The 16,953-nt window shown below is 45.6% G+C and carries 12 protein-coding genes; 2 read left to right on the forward strand and 10 right to left on the reverse strand.

Annotated features, from left to right (window positions below):
• Nucleotides 1-10 precede the first annotated feature (10 nt).
• The 9 genes from V202x_RS03885 to V202x_RS03925 all read right to left on the reverse strand — a co-directional run bounded on the left by V202x_RS03885 (nucleotide 11) and on the right by V202x_RS03925 (nucleotide 13,338).
• A complete protein-coding gene (locus V202x_RS03885; protein WP_145171389.1) occupies nucleotides 11-715 on the reverse strand; it encodes a class I SAM-dependent methyltransferase in 705 nt (234 codons plus the stop codon).
• Nucleotides 716-813: 98 nt separating this feature from the next.
• Nucleotides 814-3,171 (reverse strand): heavy metal translocating P-type ATPase, encoded by a 2,358-nt coding sequence (locus V202x_RS03890; RefSeq protein ID WP_145171391.1) that lies wholly within the window; start codon nucleotides 3,169-3,171, stop codon nucleotides 814-816.
• A gap of 32 nt (nucleotides 3,172-3,203) precedes the next feature.
• Nucleotides 3,204-3,482 carry a 2TM domain-containing protein gene (locus V202x_RS03895; protein ID WP_232098823.1) on the reverse strand — a complete coding sequence of 93 codons (279 nt, stop codon included), beginning with the start codon at nucleotides 3,480-3,482 and terminating at the stop codon, nucleotides 3,204-3,206.
• 196 nt (nucleotides 3,483-3,678) lie between these two features.
• Nucleotides 3,679-5,769, reverse strand: coding sequence for a thioredoxin-like domain-containing protein (locus tag V202x_RS03900; RefSeq protein WP_145171393.1), 2,091 nt, complete (start codon nucleotides 5,767-5,769; stop codon nucleotides 3,679-3,681).
• A 202-nt stretch (nucleotides 5,770-5,971) separates the two neighbouring features.
• Nucleotides 5,972-7,312 carry an ABC transporter permease gene (locus tag V202x_RS03905; protein ID WP_145171395.1) on the reverse strand — a complete coding sequence of 447 codons (1,341 nt, stop codon included), beginning with the start codon at nucleotides 7,310-7,312 and terminating at the stop codon, nucleotides 5,972-5,974.
• Between the two features lie 59 nt (nucleotides 7,313-7,371).
• A complete protein-coding gene (locus V202x_RS03910) occupies nucleotides 7,372-8,085 on the reverse strand; it encodes an ABC transporter ATP-binding protein (RefSeq protein WP_144983281.1) in 714 nt (237 codons plus the stop codon).
• Nucleotides 8,082-9,662, reverse strand: a complete 1,581-nt coding sequence (locus V202x_RS03915; protein WP_232098986.1) for an efflux RND transporter periplasmic adaptor subunit — start codon at nucleotides 9,660-9,662, stop codon at nucleotides 8,082-8,084. Before V202x_RS03915 ends, V202x_RS03910 begins: the two co-directional genes overlap by 4 nt.
• 259 nt (nucleotides 9,663-9,921) lie before the next feature.
• Nucleotides 9,922-12,696: a TolC family protein gene (locus V202x_RS27690; RefSeq protein ID WP_145171399.1), complete on the reverse strand. Its 2,775-nt coding sequence runs from the start codon at nucleotides 12,694-12,696 to the stop codon at nucleotides 9,922-9,924.
• A 69-nt stretch (nucleotides 12,697-12,765) separates the two neighbouring features.
• A complete protein-coding gene (locus V202x_RS03925) occupies nucleotides 12,766-13,338 on the reverse strand; it encodes a MarR family winged helix-turn-helix transcriptional regulator (protein WP_145171400.1) in 573 nt (190 codons plus the stop codon).
• Between the two features lie 257 nt (nucleotides 13,339-13,595).
• Between V202x_RS03925 and V202x_RS03930 the strand changes: the two genes are divergently transcribed.
• Entirely contained in the window at nucleotides 13,596-15,020 is a 1,425-nt protein-coding gene (locus tag V202x_RS03930) for a sulfatase (RefSeq protein WP_145171402.1), read from the forward strand.
• Nucleotides 15,021-15,042: 22 nt separating this feature from the next.
• Here the strand turns inward: V202x_RS03930 and V202x_RS03935 are convergent, their stop codons facing one another.
• Nucleotides 15,043-15,552, reverse strand: a complete 510-nt coding sequence (locus V202x_RS03935) for a hypothetical protein (protein ID WP_145171404.1) — start codon at nucleotides 15,550-15,552, stop codon at nucleotides 15,043-15,045.
• Nucleotides 15,553-16,220: 668 nt separating this feature from the next.
• On the opposite strand from V202x_RS03935, the gene V202x_RS03940 reads away from it, so the two are divergent.
• A complete protein-coding gene (locus V202x_RS03940; protein WP_197993212.1) occupies nucleotides 16,221-16,898 on the forward strand; it encodes a GntR family transcriptional regulator in 678 nt (225 codons plus the stop codon).
• Nucleotides 16,899-16,953 lie beyond the last annotated feature (55 nt).

Here is a 16,953-nt window from a genome sequence, read left to right on the forward strand (position 1 = left end):
TTACAAACATTTATGCGGAGCGCCTGCAAAGATACGTTCCCAGAACACCGCCCTCAATTGATTTAGAGACAATCGTAAAGCCGGAACGCTTTAAGAGCCCCTCCATCACCCAGTCATAGGTCGAGAACTCCTCTCTGAAATGTGCTTCTGCATCTTCACGCATAAAATCTCCCCCTACAGCTGCCTGATGTTCGATAAGTGCTTTAATATTCTCCGTTGCATTCGTTTCTTCCAGGATGACGTCATTGATATAAAGTTTGCCGTTGGGTGACAGCATATTGTGTACGCGTTTCAACGCGACCCCTTTCCAGAAATCTGGTAAATGATGTAGTGCAAGAGTCGTCGCAACCGCTTGCACAGGTAACTCGCGGTGCTCGTAGGTAAGGAAACCTGCGTGGTGATACTCAATATTAGATACTCCGGCGTGGGACGTTTTTTCTCTTGATAAGTCTAACATCGCAAGAGAGACATCGACTGCATGAACGTGACGACAACGTTGAGATGCCATTAAAGCAAATGTGCCTGATCCTGAACCAAATTCGATCAGCGCATCACTTTCTTTTAGTTCCAGTAAATCAAGAACGCGTAAACTTTCCGCTTCGAGATCCCGGAAAGTTGCATGACTCGAATCGTAAACCTCAACCTCCGATTGGCTGCTGTAATCTTTTCCGATCTGTTTGAACTCGTCATATTGCCAGACAATTTCCTGGTCCATTTGCACCCCTCATAAACTCAATCTCAATTCGTTTGTTACCTTACAAACGACACCAACAATCAAATGCGGTTCGGTTCTTTCTAAATCACAAATTCAGTCTATGATTGAGTTCTGAGTCGTAGCGCATTTCCGATCACGGAGATGGAACTGAAACTCATTGCCGCGGCAGCGATCATCGGGCTCAGGAGTGCATGCATGCCGAAGAATGGTACGAGTACCCCGGCTGCAATCGGAATTCCCATTGCGTTATAGCCAAAGGCAAATAATAGATTCTGATGGATGTTGCGCATAACCAGACGGCTCAAGTGAATGGAATCTGTTACTCCTCTCAAATCGCCTTTGACCAGTGTGACCTCGGCACTTTCTATGGCAACATCGGTACCCGTTCCCATAGCGATACCAACATCGGCTTCTGCCAGTGCAGGGGCATCATTGATTCCATCCCCCGCCATCACAACCTTATGGCCGGCACTTCGCAGTGACTTAATTTTTTCATATTTATCCTGGGGTTTCACACCAGCTTCCACTTCATCAATGTTTAATGATTGTGCCACCGCTCTGGCTGTTTTTTCATTGTCACCTGTCAACATCACGATCTTAAGACCCAAGTCATGCAGTTTCTTGATTGCTTGAGACGTCGTATCCTTTATGGGGTCTGCTACAGACAAGATCCCCGCTAAGTCTCCTCCCACGGCAACAAAAATCACGCCTTGACCTTGTTCGCGAAGCGTGTTTGCTTTCGTCATCAATTCATCGCCGATTTGGATGGATTGTTCTTTTAGAAAGGCGGCGCTGCCAATGAAAGTGGTTTTTCCATTAACCACTCCCTTCACTCCAGAACCTGTCACCGAGTCAAAGTCAACTACATCAGACAGCGTCGACTCTCTCTCTTTCGCGGCGAGGACAACCGCCTCTGAGAGTGGATGCTCGCTATGTTTTTCTACAGAAGCTGCCAGCTGCAGTAATTCATTTTCAGCAAAATTTCCTGCAGGAATACATTCTGTCAATCGTGGTTTCCCTTCCGTCAGGGTGCCTGTTTTGTCTACGACGAGTGTATCTACTTTTTCCAATGTCTCTAAGACTTCGGCATTTTTAATCAGGATGCCCTGTTTTGCTCCTCGTCCCACTCCCACCATGATTGACATAGGAGTTGCCAAACCCAGTGCACAAGGGCACGCGATAATCAAGACCGCAACAGCATTAATCAACGCGTAAGCAAACCGTGGTTCCGGCCCCAGCCAACTCCAGAGGAGAAACGTAATGACTGCGATTGCCAGAACAGCGGGTACGAATCGCGCAGCGATGGTATCTACAACACGCTGAATGGGAGCGCGACTGCGTTGAGCGCTCGAAACCATCTGAATAATCTGCGATAACAGTGTATCACTGCCGACTTTTTGCGCCTCCATCAGAAACGAACCGGTTTGATTGACAGTACCACCGATAACTTCATCACCTTGCGTTTTTGAGACCGCCACAGGTTCACCCGTAATCATTGACTCATCAATCAGGCTCTTTCCTTCGTGTACCGTTCCATCGACGGGAATCTTTTCTCCCGGACGGACGCGCAGTAGATTTCCAGACTGTACTTCTTCCAGAGCGATCTCGCGTTCTTCACCATTCACAACAAGATGTGCGGTAGGTGGTGCCAGTGCTAATAATTCCTGAATAGCGCTATTGGTTCGTTTACGCGCTCTCATCTCCAGCATCTGGCCTAATAAGACCAGAACCGTAATGACTACAGCTGCTTCGAAGTAAAGTTCGACGCTGCCATCACTTCGAAACGACTCAGGGAAAATCCCGGGAAATAACAGCGCGAAAATGCTGTAGACATACGCGGTTCCTGTGCCGATGCCAATCAGAGTAAACATATTCAGGTTCATTGTAATAATGGAGCGGTAGGCGCGTTCGTATAAAGGCCAACCAGCCCATAATACGACTGGCGTACAGAGCAGGAATTGAATCCAGTCCGAAACCCGGAGTGGAATCCATTGATGAATGGGGAGCCCTGTCATCGGCAGCATCGCGAGGAGAAAGACCGGTAATCCCAATACCAGCCCGCCCCAAAAGCGTCGTGCCATGAGTTCGTACTCGGCCACTTCTTCCGGCGATTCCTCTTTTTGGGGCATGATCGGTTCAAGATCCATACCACAAATGGGGCAGCTCCCCGGTCCTTGCTGCTGAATCTCGGGATGCATGGGACAGGAATAAATGGTCTCAGGCGGTAAGGAGACCTGCTCCTTCGTCATACTCCCATGGCCATGACTTTCATGCCCTCCGCCGTGATGACAAGACTCTGATTCTTGATCAGAGTCTGTTTTATTAGGAGCCTGTTGTGCCAGAAATTTGTCACGACAACCCTGACTACAAAAATACCAGGTTTGATTGTCGACGGTTTCGTGTAACGCAGAGGACTCGTCAACTTCCATATGGCAAATCGGATCAATTGCAGTCATTAAGGGCCCTGTTTTCTATTGAATATCAAATATTACTCATCGAGTTTCGATTGCTCTTTCTCAATCATTTTTTCTTTCCAACTCGAAGCCCCCCCACTTCCGGGGCCAAACACTTTGATCGCGTGGAATAAAACTCCGAGCCCCCAGCCTCCTAATGGCCAGATAAACCAGAGATTGTCTGGGGAACGCATCAGATTTAAAGTAATCAGACCAGCGTTAACGAGAACATAAACGCCAGCATGAATCATAAAACCGATACGTTTTTCGACACGACTTTTCGCCTGCTCATAATTTTCGTTTTTTGCCATCATAATCCAAGCTCTCCTTTCCTCTCAAAAACTTATACCTAAGTCATTACGAATTGAACAGGTTAGTTTCTGAAACCATAATTTTTTGCCATAGAAATATTTGCCTTGCACAGAAACCGGATCAAGAAAAAACGGTTGTCTGTCTCCAATCTGAAAAGACAAACAACCGTTCTGATAAACATAAAGAAAGAGAGCAAGTTCAATCTTGTAAGAGATCCAATGGTAACGAAATCTCAGATGTTTTATTTCCAGCAGCAGTCTCAATCGGAATTTTCCAATGGGCTGAATGCTGTTTACATAGTCCGCCCACACCATCACGACAGTATCCAAAACGTAGATTTAATAGATAAGTGTCTGACTGGGCAGTTAATGCAGGAAGTTCTAAAACAACTTGATTTCCTTTTACAACTCCCTTCCCTTTGGCAATGGTTTTCTTGGGATCTGCATCAGATGTGAAAGAAAACTTCACAGGTGCCAGTGGGGATAACTTAAATTCGGCAGGAAGTTTCGGAGTCACGCTGATTTTGAATGGGCTCTTAGCATCAACCGTTTGTGCGGAAACTGCTATTGTGTTTTTAGCGGGGCTAAAACTGTCATCTGACTTTTTCGGCAGGCTGGGGGTCGTTAAACCCTGTACTTTGAACTCAGTCACTTTGTTATCATTCAGATTGACCTCACAGATACGATGATTGTTCGTATCTGCCACAAATAATCGGTTTCCGACGAGTGCCAGCCCCGATGGTTCGGAGAACTGAGCCGGGTTGAGCGCATCGCCATCTTTGCCTGTGCCAAGTAATGTTTTGACTTCGTTGGTTTTCAGATCGATCGTTTTGAGCTTATGATTATAGGTATCGGCAACAAACAGGCGTCCTTTATCAAACAGGACTCCAAGCGGATGCTGTAACCGTGATTTCTCACCGATACCGTCTAAATCCCCAAATTCAAACAGGGCACGACCTCGCTCGAGATCGGAAGCCCCTGCGATTGTCGTTACTTTCTTATTTTTCGTATCAACTTTACGCACAGCCGAACCTTCACTGTCGACAACATAGAATACATCACCATCAACGGTAATGTCTGATGTCTGTGCAAATGCAGATGTCTCCAAAGGACCATTGGTAATGTCTTCACGTCCCGAACCAGCATAAACGCCAATTTCATCTGTTCCCAGTTTATGTGACCAGATCTGATGAGGTCCCGCCATACAGATATAGAGCACACCGTTGATCTCGGCCAAAGCCCAAGGACTGTTGAGAGCGGATTCTTTCAGCTTGCCTCCTGCCGAACGATAGCGGGCTTGCTCACCAGTACCTGCCAGAGTTGTGACCTGTTTTTTGTTGAGGTCGATCGCACGAATCAGATGATTTTCAGTATCAGCAACATACAGGGTGTTACCTACAAGTGCCATACCTTGAGGATGATCAAACGAAGCGGTCTTATAGTCACCATCTTTTTTACCAATTTGCCCTGAACCAATCACATCGATTAATTTTCCATCCAGCGAGGCAATGACAATCCGATTATGATTGCTGTCGGAGATGAACAGACGCTGGTTCGGTGCATCGGCGAGGAGTTTGCCAGGAAACTTTAACGGTGTCTTTTTTAACTTGTTTGACTCTAATTCAAAGTGCACAGGAGTCTCATCCAGAGTACCTTTCGCGCGATGGTAGGCAATCACCCGTTCCAGAACTTTGTCCAACAGTTCGCGATTTCCTTCACCAGACAAATGTCCGCAGTAATTGCCTTCTGGATCAATAAGTACCATTGAAGGCCAGGCCCGCACTCCATACTTTCGCCAGACGGTCATGTTGGCATCATTGATGACCGGGTGTTTGATTTCATAGCGTTGAATCGCACGGCGGATATTATCTGTTTCTTTTTCATTGTCAAATTTCGCGGAGTGACAGCCGATGACGACCAGTTCATTCGGATACTTTTTTTCCAGGTAAGCCAGATCTGGCAGTACATGCATGCAATTGATACAGCAATAGGTCCAGAAGTCGATGAGTACCACTTTACCACGCAGATCTTTAAGCGTGATCTCACCGGAAGTATTAAGCCATTCCTTGCCACCATCCAAACTGGGTGCTTTGGGACGATTCGGAAATGGATTTTTTACAGTCAGAACATTATCCTGCTTAGCGTTTTTCTTAGATTGCTTTGTGTCTTTTGCTGGAGACTTCTCATCTGCCAACACAGGCGATATAGAAAGATTAAGGCTCAAGAAAAATGAAGCGATGACGAACGGAATGAGATAGATTCGATTCAGAAAAGCTTGCTTTCCTGGCATACCAACTTCTCCATGTACTGAGGGCCTGGTGAGTAAAGGCGGGATCAAACTAAATTTTTTATTTGTGGAAACACACGCTTCTATTGTAGGCACTTCACCATTTTGAGGAACCGTTTCGAGACGGAAATTCCGTAAACCAATCAAGATTCATTGATGAATTAAAATTGTGTTGAAAATTCGTAGTGAATCAACGTTTGAAGCATTATTCGTGTCGTAATGCTTCAATGGGATCGAGTTTTGCTGCAGCGACAGCAGGATAAATTCCGGAGATCACCCCAATCGTCACTGAGATACCAAACGCTACGGGCAGGCTCCAGAACGCAATCTGTGGCTGCAGGTCAAAAAACATACGCCCGACTTCTGAACCTACGGTGGTACCTTCCATTATGAAATTCTGCACAAACCATTGAATTCCCAGAAAGGAAACAGGAGTGAGGAGCCCAAGCACAACGCCGATTAATCCTCCCGAGCCTGCTAACACGATAGTTTCTGTCAGAAACTGTTCGACAATGTCCCGCTGTCGTGCGCCCAGAGCACGCCGAACGCCAATTTCTCTCGTTCTTTCGGTAACGGTGGCCAGCATGATATTCATGATTCCAATCCCCCCCACCACTAAACTGATGGCGGCGATCGACCCCAACACAACATTGAAGATGAGTCGAATCTGCTCGGCCTGTTTTAATAACTCCAAAGGGACAACAACAGCATAATCTTTGGCGCGTGCATGCGATTGCTCTAGGGTTTCTCTAATCGCCTGAGCCGTTGGTAAGACAGCATCTTTATCATTAACCCGTAGCGTAATCTGATGCAGTTCGATCTGCTCAGCCGTCATGCTACCGGCCTGATTTTTGATATCAAGATCTCCTTCGCGGACCTGAAGCGTCTTAATGGGGACATAAACATCTTTGTTATAATCCTGCCCCGAGAGGCTACCACCAATGGCTGCAGAGGCGGTACGATCTTTAGTCACACCAATAACTGTGTAAAACATGGGACCAATCCGGATTGATTTCCCTACCGGATCTTCATGCTTGAATAAGGTGTTTGCCACATCATTGGCGATTACAGCCACATTCAGCAGCTTTGTCTGATCACTGTGAGTCAGGAAGCGACCTTGAGAGAGTTCCAAATGGTTCATTTCCAGATAATCACCGGTACAACCGACGACGCGGGCATTCATGGCATCTTTCAGGTAGCGAATTTCTCTGCTGATCTCTCGAATCGGAACCGCTTTGGTAATCGTGGGTAGTGTATTGGTTAAAACTTTGTAGTCTGACCTCAACAACCCATATTGCAGCACTCGAGTACGTGTCGAAGACTGAGCCACATCAAGTGGAGGCTTCACGCTACGCACAATCACGTTTGTGGCACCTAGCTCCAACACCTGTTTTTGAGCCTGCGCGCTGGCACCTTCACCGATGGCCAACATGGCAATCACAGAAAAGACTCCAAACACAATCCCGAGCATCGTCAAGCCGGACCTTAGCTTATGCAGCAATAAGCTTTTCAGTGCGAGCCGAATAATGCGAATGATTCGAGTCATGCTGGTGACCTGAGAATAATCTGAAAAAAAGTCGTAACAAAGAAGTATCGTTTATGGATTTAATGATTGAACGAGGGAGTTTGCAAAATGGTTTCACTCTCGATGATTCCATCTTTCATCGTGATCTGCCGTTTGGTTTGTTGGGCGATACCAGGCTCGTGTGTCACCATAATAATCGTGCGCCCTTCCGCGTTTAAATTATGCAGGATAGTCATAATCTCCGCTTCAGTCGCTGAGTCCAGATTCCCCGTCGGTTCATCCGCCAGAATAATTTCCGGATCATTCACTAATGCTCTGGCGATGGAGACACGTTGTTGTTGTCCACCAGAAAGCTGGAAGGGGCGATGGTCTAGGCGGTCTCCCAAACCAACCATATTGGCTAGTTCGATACACCGTTCTCTTTCAACCCGTCCGATGGCGGGATAGCCGGCACGGTACAAAAGTGGAACTTCGATATTTTCCAGTACGGTATATTGTGCAATCAGGTTGAAGGACTGAAAGATGAAACCAATCATGTCATTGCGCATCAATGAAAGTTCATCATCATCCAGAGTCGAAACATCGTGACCACCCAGAAAATACTGACCACTGGTAGGACGGTCCAAAGCTCCCAAAAGGTTGAGAAGCGTACTTTTACCACTTCCCGATGAACCCATAATGGCGACAAAATCACCTTCGGGAAAGTCTGTCGAAACGCCCCGCAGCGCTTTTACCACAACAGAACCTAAATCATAGAATTTGCTGAGGTCGACAACTTGGGCAGCCAGCCTCATGGTCGTTTTCCTCCAGAGGGTCTTTGCCCTCCTGAAGGTGGCCTCTTCCCTCGAAGTTTGCTCAGCTCTTCCGCAGTAATAAAACCATCCTTGTTGGTATCCATACTGGAGAACCGTTCGCGCATCGGCTCGGGCAGTTCCTCTTTGGAAATTTTGCCATCTGAGTTTTTGTCAAGACGCTTCATAAAGCCGCTCGCACCACCGGCAGAAGATTTCTTGGAGTTCTGCCCCCCGGCCTTGCCTCCCGATTTTCCTGAAGATTGTGCTTTGGTGGATTTCCTTTTAGCTTGACCCGATGCCTGATTTTCAGCCTGCTCTTTCCGCTCAAGCGCCATCTGTTCTTCCAGATCAATGAGTTGATCTGCAAAGTGTGTACGAGGATTCAAGATGACTTCTTCGTCTTCCTGGACACCATCCAAAATTTCAATCGTTGTATCACTGGTCTGACCAATTTTAATTAATCTTCTAACAGCTTCTCCATCCGAGCCAAGCACGAAAATATAATGTTGAGTTCCGATTGTGATCACTGATTGCACGGGAACCTGCAACACACCATCTCGCTCTTCGATACGGATTTCAATTTCAGCAGTTAAACCCGGTTTCAATTTCGTGATATCTGCTCCATTAGGTACAATCTTGATGGAGGCCTTGTATTCTTTGAGGTCGGGCCGCATCCAGTTGGAGGAAATTGGCACAGAAGAGACTTGATCCACCTCACCCAGATAGGTTTGCTCGGGAAAAGCATCAACACGAATATCAACAGGCAATCCTTCTCGAATCAGGCTAATCTTCGATTCGTGAATTCGAGCATCCACTTTCATCAGACTGAAGTCTGGTAATTGTATGATTGCCTGACGTTCGCGGACTTCTGTCCCTTCTTCAATCACATCTTCACCATTACCGCGACGCCCATTGTCCTGATTGGCATAAACAACCTGGCCATTTTGAGGCGCGATTAATTTACAGGCCTTGATTTGCTCTCGAAACCGTTCCAGTTCACTGCTCTCAACTTCATAGGTCAACTGGCCTGCCTTCAGTTTGGCTTCATACTGAGCTAAGGTGGCAATCCCTTTACGTCGAACGCGTTCCTGATCTCGTTCTTTCTCCTCAACGGCGGCTTTTAACTCTCGTTCTTTCCGTTTTTGTACATAGTCTTTTTCAACCGCTAAATCTTCTTTGGCAATCTCCAGATCAATCTGTGCTTTTACAACATTGATACGGTCTGCTTCCACATCGTTCTGGTTTTTATAACCCTTTTTTGCAATTCTCTTGGAGAACTCAAACGTTTCTTCCGCACGCTGTAAATCTTCGCGGGCTTTGGTAATCGCCCCTTGTTTGACATTAATGTCACGTTGCGATTCGCCTTTTAGAAACTTTTCCAAGTCAAGATTTGCTAATTCATATGCAAGAAGAGCTGCTGAGTTGTCGCTGTCATTTTGCGTTTTCTGAATGGCCACATTTTCTTCGGCCTGTTTCAATTCGGCCTCTGCCTGTGTGACCTGAATTTGCTGTTGCTTTTCTTTATCAACCAGTAAGGCAGAATCAAGTTCACAGAGAAGATCGCCTGCTTTGACCATGGTTCCTTCGGGAACGATACTGATGATCGTCGTATAGCCTTTGACCTTACTGGTCAGCGTGACATTATTCAGACTGTCCAACTGGCCTTTTTCGGTTACCGTCACGCGGAACGGTCCGCGTGTGACCGTATCGGTAATATAAATCGTATTTTTCTTGCTCCCCGAAGAGAATGAAGAAAACAACGATTGTCGAATGGCAGGAACCGTCAATATCGCGACACCAGATCCTACGATCGCAAACAAGAGTAACGTTCTGGTTTTAGGGAGCTTGCGACGTTTCTTCGCTTTCAGTGGAGAGGGCGTTAAGCTCTCCGGCAGGTCGGAAGACAACTTGTCTGATGTCTTCTGCTGCTGTAACTCCGGTTTCAGTTGTCCCTGGGGGGGGTTGGCGGTGCTCATTGGTGGGCCTGATTCTTCCCGCGCGGTGTTGGTAGAAATCGTCTTTCCAAATTCCATTTTCATCTATCTCCATAATACCCATATCCAGATAGATGTTAAGTCGGTTTTGCTCATAATTTATCCAGTTGCTGATTAAACTGTTTTGTGCGTCTAATACCGCATTTAACGCGTTTAACAGATTTAGGCCTTGATTACGCCCTGCTTGGGCAGGATCTGATGTTGCCTCTACTGCACTGTCATACTGTAAAGCGGCTAAACGGATTTGAACCCGCGAAGTCTCGAAATTCTGACGTAACACTGCTAATTGACGCCAACTTTGGCGAATTTCGAACTTCGTATCGTCTTCCGCAGCCATAAAAGCACGGCGTTCTCGTTGATAATCGATTTGTGACTCGCGATAGGCGTTTCTTTCCTGAACCAAAGATAATGGAGCTGTAAACTCGACTCCTGCTCGAAAACCTGCCTGACTTCCTCGGAAATCTAACGGCTTGTTTCTCCCGAGAGGCGTACTAACGTCTCCTTCTACTACGACATTTAACACCGCTTCGAGAGAATTAGACCGGACTTCCATCAACCTGCGAGCATCCATCACCAAACCACGCTGATTCATCAAATCGAGTCTGTTTGCAAGTCCGATGCGAACCACTTCACCGATATCCATCGTAAATGGTTCCAGGGTAATCAGTTCCACTCGCAGACCGATTTCAATGACCTGCATTCCCTGAGAGATTCTGAGCATGTCTTCACGAAGATCTGCCATCTCAAAAATAATTCGCTTTTTTTGCTCATTTGTCAGTTTATCTTCACTCAGAAAACTCTGTAGGCCATCCAGACGGCGTTCCATGCCCTCCATTGTCTTTCGAACCCCTGAATACAAACGTATATCATTTGTAGAGCTTTGACGGACTCGTTCACGATCTTCCTCTGAAAGGAAACGCCGTTGTCGTAAGGCCAACAGTTCTTCTGAAACATTTTCATCATTATCACCCAGCAGGTCTTCTATATTTTTTATGTCCTGTTCCAGTGTTTCCAATCCATCAGCACGAAGTTTGGCCAGAAGCTGTTTGAGACCAATGAGAACTTCTTTCAATTCTGCCGTTGTGGGAGGAACTAAGTCAGGATCTTCCCAGTCCTCCACGTAAACCTTCGCCCACACTTCCACATAGTCATAAATTTCCTGTTCGATGGCTGGTAACAGTGGGTCAATGAGTTCGAATGGTTTCAGTAACGACTGGTCAATACTCATAGGCATGTTAGGAGGGAGTCCCAAAAAGATTTTGAAATTGCCAAGTGAATCCTGATACTGACGTTCGAATGTTCTCAGGCGATTGATGGATTGCGCTAACCTGGTTTCCAACTGAGCAACATCCAAAGTCACAACTTCTGTTTGAATTCGCTGGATCAATTCATTCACAGCCGCCTGATAAGCATTGTCTTCACTTAACGCCAACAATTGTTTCTCATGTGCTTCCGTCATTTCTCCACTCCATGACAGAAGTTGTGCTTCTTCATCAAAGAGCAGCTTATCAACCAGTTCTGGAGGAAGGATCCAGTTCTCAGGAAGTTTTTCTAACTTTTCGGACTGGACTTTTGGCTTTTGTGAAGAGAGTGCCCGTAGGATTTCTACCTGACGTTCCAACAACTTAATATTGTTGCGTTCATTTTCGATGACCTGGATTTGTTGCAGCAACTGGAGAAAGCCAGTCCCTCCAGCAACATTGGCTGTAAAAAACTCTTTTCGGAATCGAGCGAGTGTCCGTGTCTGATACAATACGTTTCGTTCATCCTGTGTCAGATTATTCAACACCACTTTTCGACCTGCCCCTAACAAGAGAGGCTGTACCAGAGAGTAGGAAAGGAGACTGACAGAGTTGGTTCGATTCGATCCAGAGAATATCCAGAGTGTATTGTTTGCCAGTTCAACGGCCCATTGGGCTCCACTGGGGAGAACCTGATTCACTCCGATCCGGCTAGCCAGATCGAGTTCCTGAGTTCCATTTGCCAATCGACGTCGATTGAGTTCTGCCTGGGGATTCTGCCCCCCCACACCGAGATACCGGACATCAAACTGGAATCGGCCAAACGTCAAATCCAAAGCGGCCAGAAACAAATTTTCAATTTGAAATTGATATTCGCGGCTATTGATGTTGGCAATGTCAATGGTTTCCGCAAGTGTAAGATCATTAAGCGCAGGTAATTCTACGCCTTCCAATGCATCGCCAGAAGCGGCAATTTCCGCACTTAACTCGGGACTAATGCCATACTGCACAAGCCAGTCCGGATTCTCAATACTAAGCGCGCGGCCAAACTTATGCCAGCTTTTGTACCCTTTCTTGCATTGCAACCAATGCATATAGACATTTGCCGCAGGGTCGTCGGGAGGCAGTGGTTCGTGATTAGGATCATAAGGATCATAAAAGCGACTGCGTGGATCGGGTTCAATATCATAGCGGGGAACCTGCCAGGCAGGATCATTTGCATTCTCAGCTAAGATTTCATATGTATCCTGATTGGCTTGGTCGAACCAGAATGTAGGAGAGCAGCCAGAATGAATCACGGCCATTGCTAGGATCAAAGCGGTCGTTAACAGTGGTTTGCGATTGTTATAAAACAGAAAACGTTTTATGCGCCTCATGGAAGAGCATCCGTTGCATAAAATAGAAATGAATTCAGGAATGACGAAACCAATATCAAAACAAAAGAACTAGGCTGCAGGAGCCCCCTGAAATGGATAAGGACCGGAGACATCCAGAATCGTTTTCGCAGTCTCACGATGAGACCGTTGGATATGAGCCGACTTGAGCAAGGCCTGCAAAATGCCGGTGAGTTGACGTCTTTGATCTGAATTCAATGCTGACAACAAACGCTGTGAAACGGTACCATGATATGCCTTCACTTGTGCCAGGATACTTTCACCTTCCTCAGTTAAATGCAACACGCGTTTACGGCGATCCTTCTTAGATTGCTGCCGTATCACCAATTTGTCGCTTTCCATACGTTCGATCAATGTACAGATATTCGACTCTGACTGCCCCAGTTTTCGTGCCAGTTCTGACTGAGAGCATCCTACTTCACGCACCGCATCAATCACCTTGAGTGACGCGTAGCGAACTTCATTAATCTCCAATTGAGCAAAGCTATTGTTTAAAGCCGCTCTAACCAAATGAACTGTTCGAATCAGAAGATCAATCTGTTCGACACATTCATGATTTTGTAACGATCGCCAATCAATGGGATCCTGGGCCGTTTCTAAATCGGAATTGTGATCCTGTTCCATATACACCAACCTCAAACTGACTTGATAAGAAAAATTTCGTTCTGATCTTGACTTCGCGTAATCTCCGGCCCGATGATTGTCTCTATTAATATTTCGGACATGAAGTATTAGTATCTGAAGGACTTATCGGCATAACCCGCAAAGTTTTACATAAGTAAATTTTTATTTTAGGTTGCAATCAAGCTACAAAGAGTGAACAATCACATGAAGTTAGATTGATTCACTGCTCCCTAAACCCAGTCGTGAGAGAACATTCCATGAAGCAGTTCGCGCTCATTTTGTACAAAACAAAATTTCACCCATTCTTACTATTCCCCCTATTTGTTATCTGCACATTATCGACTGAAGCTCGTGCCGCCGCAAAACCCAACGTCATCGTGATCTATGCTGACGATTTGGGATATGGTGACTTGGCCTGTTTTGGACATCCTACGATTAAAACTCCTCACTTGGATCAGATGGCCGCCGAAGGTATGAAATTTACTCAGTTCTATTCGGCAGCCCCGGTATGTACCCCCAGCCGAGCCGCTTTATTGACGGGCCGCTATCCGATTCGCTCTGGAATGTGCAGCGATAAACGACGGGTTCTGTTTCCCGATTCCGGCGGCGGACTTCAAGCGAGCGAAGTGACCTTAGCAGAAGCTTTGAAAGAAACGGGGTACAAGACTGCCTGTGTTGGAAAATGGCACCTGGGTCATCTACCACAGTTTTTACCAACCAGTCATGGTTTCGATTCTTATTTCGGTATTCCTTATTCCAACGATATGGACCGAGTGGCAGAGCGAAAACTGAGACGTAAAATTTTTCTCAAACCAAAAGTGGAATACTGGAACGTACCCTTAATGCGTAATCAGGAAGTCATTGAGCGACCGGCAGACCAGACCACGATTACCAAACGCTATACCAAAGAAGCGATCAAATTTATTAAAGGAAATCAAAAACAACCTTTCTATCTCTATCTGGCTCATAGCATGCCACATGTCCCGTTATTCCGCTCGAAAGCACTCGAAGATACAAGTCGACGTGGATTGTATGGTGATGTGATTGAAGAAATTGACTGGAGCGTCGGTCAGATTCTACAAACCCTTAAAGATCAGGGACTTGACCAGAATACAATCGTCTGGTTTTCCAGTGATAATGGCCCCTGGCTGATCTTCAATGAACAGGGAGGCTCTGCCGGATTATTGCGGGAAGGGAAAGGAAGTACGTGGGAAGGTGGCATGCGAGAGCCAACACTCGCCTGGTGGCCCGGGCATATCTCCTCTGGTTCCGTAACGCACGAATTAGGTAGTACGATGGATATCTTTACGACTTCGATCCAGCTAGCCGGTGGTAAGGTCCCTTCCGACCGGGTTGTTGATGGTGTGGATCTATCATCGGTCTTATTGGGAACCGGCGAGAGTCCAAGAAAGGAAATGGCCTTTTACCGTGGGACGAAATTGATGGCTTTTCGGAAAGGTCCCTGGAAAGCACATTTCATTACAAAACCAGCCTATGGTAGAGAGCCATTCAAAGAACATCATCCCCCCGTTTTATATCATCTCGAACATGATCCGTCTGAAAAATATGATGTTGCCAAAGCAAACCCGGAAGTGATCAAATCGATCAAAGCAGCCGCTGAAAAACATCAGCAAAGCATCAAACCGGTTCCGTCACAACTGGAGATACCACTCAAAAAATAGTTCAAGGTAAGAAAACCAGATTCTACCAATAACAAATATAACGCAGGCCATCGTGTTCCGTTCCAATACGGAAATGGCTTTCAGCGATAGATTGGTCAAGTTCAAAACGGGTACAAAAATCATTCCAGGCTTCATGGAATTTGGGCAAGTGTTTCCAATCAAACGCAGGACGTGGTTTTGATAATCGATTGTACGCATCATGGATCAATGCCAACGCGACGGACATCATTTTCTCATCATAGCAAGGCTGTGACAATATTAACTCAACCGCTTCTGCCGCGTGACTACAATCTTCAAAATCAGGCTCACGCAAACACTGTGATGCCATCCGCTCGGTAAATTTAAGAAGACTATCAACGCCATTCTGATTGAGCAGGAAGTCAGCTCTCGACTCACTTTGCAATGCAAATTCAATTTTTTGATAGAGTTCTTCGTCTGTCTCGCAGGGAATGGACATTCTGCCATAACCATCGGGGGCAATAGATTCGATTGCTTTGATCGTATCTACAATTTCGGAATTACTGATATTCATAATGAGTGATCACACTATTTGGGTTTGAGATTTTTTCGATGAATGCCAATGAACTACTACTAATTATAGTTAAGACCAGGAAAATAAAACTTCGGAAATGAATAAATAAAGTTCTCGAACACATATCTGGAAAGCACATAATTATTTGCCTGGTAAAACCCAAACAAAATTGAATCACCAGATCTCGAACTTTAAGTACTGATGGTCACCAATTCGTATTGAGGATCATAATTCGCTAACTGGTAGTCCCAAACTTTTACACATTTAAAGCGTCTAAGAAAACCTCTTGTTAAGAAACAGGACACACTCGTCATCCCAAATATGGTCAAATTTTACAGCAACAGAACACAATTAGAGAACCAACAACATAGATTTCAAAAATGAAAATACAATCATATCAAAAAAATTTATGTATCACAAAAAAACGTATATTACTGGCCTGGCACCTCATCAACTTAATTGAATCGCCCTATATATAAAAATATATCTCATTTCATATCATACACTTATGTCGTAATTGACGTCTCTTAAATGTTTACTTTGATGATCTCTCATATATTCTAAACAAATTTTAAAAATCACCATCAATATATTGACCATCAACTTTTATTGATTACAATCGATAATCATCGATGATTTCGCGTTCCCAAACAAGGAAAGGCCCAGAAGTGGTAATCACCCAAACGACAAGTTCTGATGGAAAGTCATCTCGACATCGTGTAAGAAATCAAATCACAGAGATGATTCTGAGCCGAAAACTGAAGCCGGGACAGCGACTCGTTCAAGAAAGACTCGCCAAGGAGTTTTCCGTTGCACAAGGAGTCGTGCGGGAATCGTTACTGGAACTGAGTTGCTGTGGTCTGGTAGATGCCGTCGACAACCTGGGAGTCTTTGTCAGTGAATTAGACGGTGCCAAAGTAGTTGAGGCACTCGAAGTTCGCGAAGTCCTCGAAGGTCTTGCTGCGCGTTTGTGTTGCCAACACGCCAGCCGAGAAGATATTAAAAAGCTGGATCAATTAGTCACGCGCATTTATCTACTGGGTCAGGAAGGAAAGAACGACGAAGCAGCGCTGCTGGATCGGGAATTCCACCATCGTATCGTTGAAACGGCGAATAGTGGGACACTTCAAGCAGTCACCACAAGCCATTGGACATTGCAATTGGTGTTGAAAATGAGTTTCGATGTCGAGATTGTTTATAAAGCCCATCGATCCATTATTGAGGCCATTGAGAAAAACGCCCCTGACGAAGCAGAACAACTGATGCGCGACCATATTCGATCAGCACGCAATCTGGTTGAACAGCAGATTGCGGAAGGAAATTTTGTCCCCGAGTGGTTGTGTTAGTGAATGCCTTCAATCTTCAGAAACAGAATATCATTTATTTGAACATTAAATTATC

Origin of the sequence: Gimesia aquarii (assembly GCF_007748175.1) — a bacterium.
In the GTDB taxonomy this organism is placed as follows: domain Bacteria; phylum Planctomycetota; class Planctomycetia; order Planctomycetales; family Planctomycetaceae; genus Gimesia; species Gimesia aquarii_A.

Coding starts and splice junctions, on each gene's coding strand:
- V202x_RS03885 (WP_145171389.1), bottom strand. CDS start 715: ATGGACCAGGAAATTGTCTGGCAATATGACGAGTTCAAACAGATCGGA.
- V202x_RS03890 (WP_145171391.1), bottom strand. CDS start 3,171: ATGACTGCAATTGATCCGATTTGCCATATGGAAGTTGACGAGTCCTCT.
- V202x_RS03895 (WP_232098823.1), bottom strand. CDS start 3,482: ATGATGGCAAAAAACGAAAATTATGAGCAGGCGAAAAGTCGTGTCGAA.
- V202x_RS03900 (WP_145171393.1), bottom strand. CDS start 5,769: ATGCCAGGAAAGCAAGCTTTTCTGAATCGAATCTATCTCATTCCGTTC.
- V202x_RS03905 (WP_145171395.1), bottom strand. CDS start 7,312: ATGACTCGAATCATTCGCATTATTCGGCTCGCACTGAAAAGCTTATTG.
- V202x_RS03910 (WP_144983281.1), bottom strand. CDS start 8,085: ATGAGGCTGGCTGCCCAAGTTGTCGACCTCAGCAAATTCTATGATTTA.
- V202x_RS03915 (WP_232098986.1), bottom strand. CDS start 9,662: ATGGTCAAAGCAGGCGATCTTCTCTGTGAACTTGATTCTGCCTTACTG.
- V202x_RS27690 (WP_145171399.1), bottom strand. CDS start 12,696: ATGAGGCGCATAAAACGTTTTCTGTTTTATAACAATCGCAAACCACTG.
- V202x_RS03925 (WP_145171400.1), bottom strand. CDS start 13,338: ATGGAACAGGATCACAATTCCGATTTAGAAACGGCCCAGGATCCCATT.
- V202x_RS03930 (WP_145171402.1), top strand. CDS start 13,596: ATGAAGCAGTTCGCGCTCATTTTGTACAAAACAAAATTTCACCCATTC.
- V202x_RS03935 (WP_145171404.1), bottom strand. CDS start 15,552: ATGAATATCAGTAATTCCGAAATTGTAGATACGATCAAAGCAATCGAA.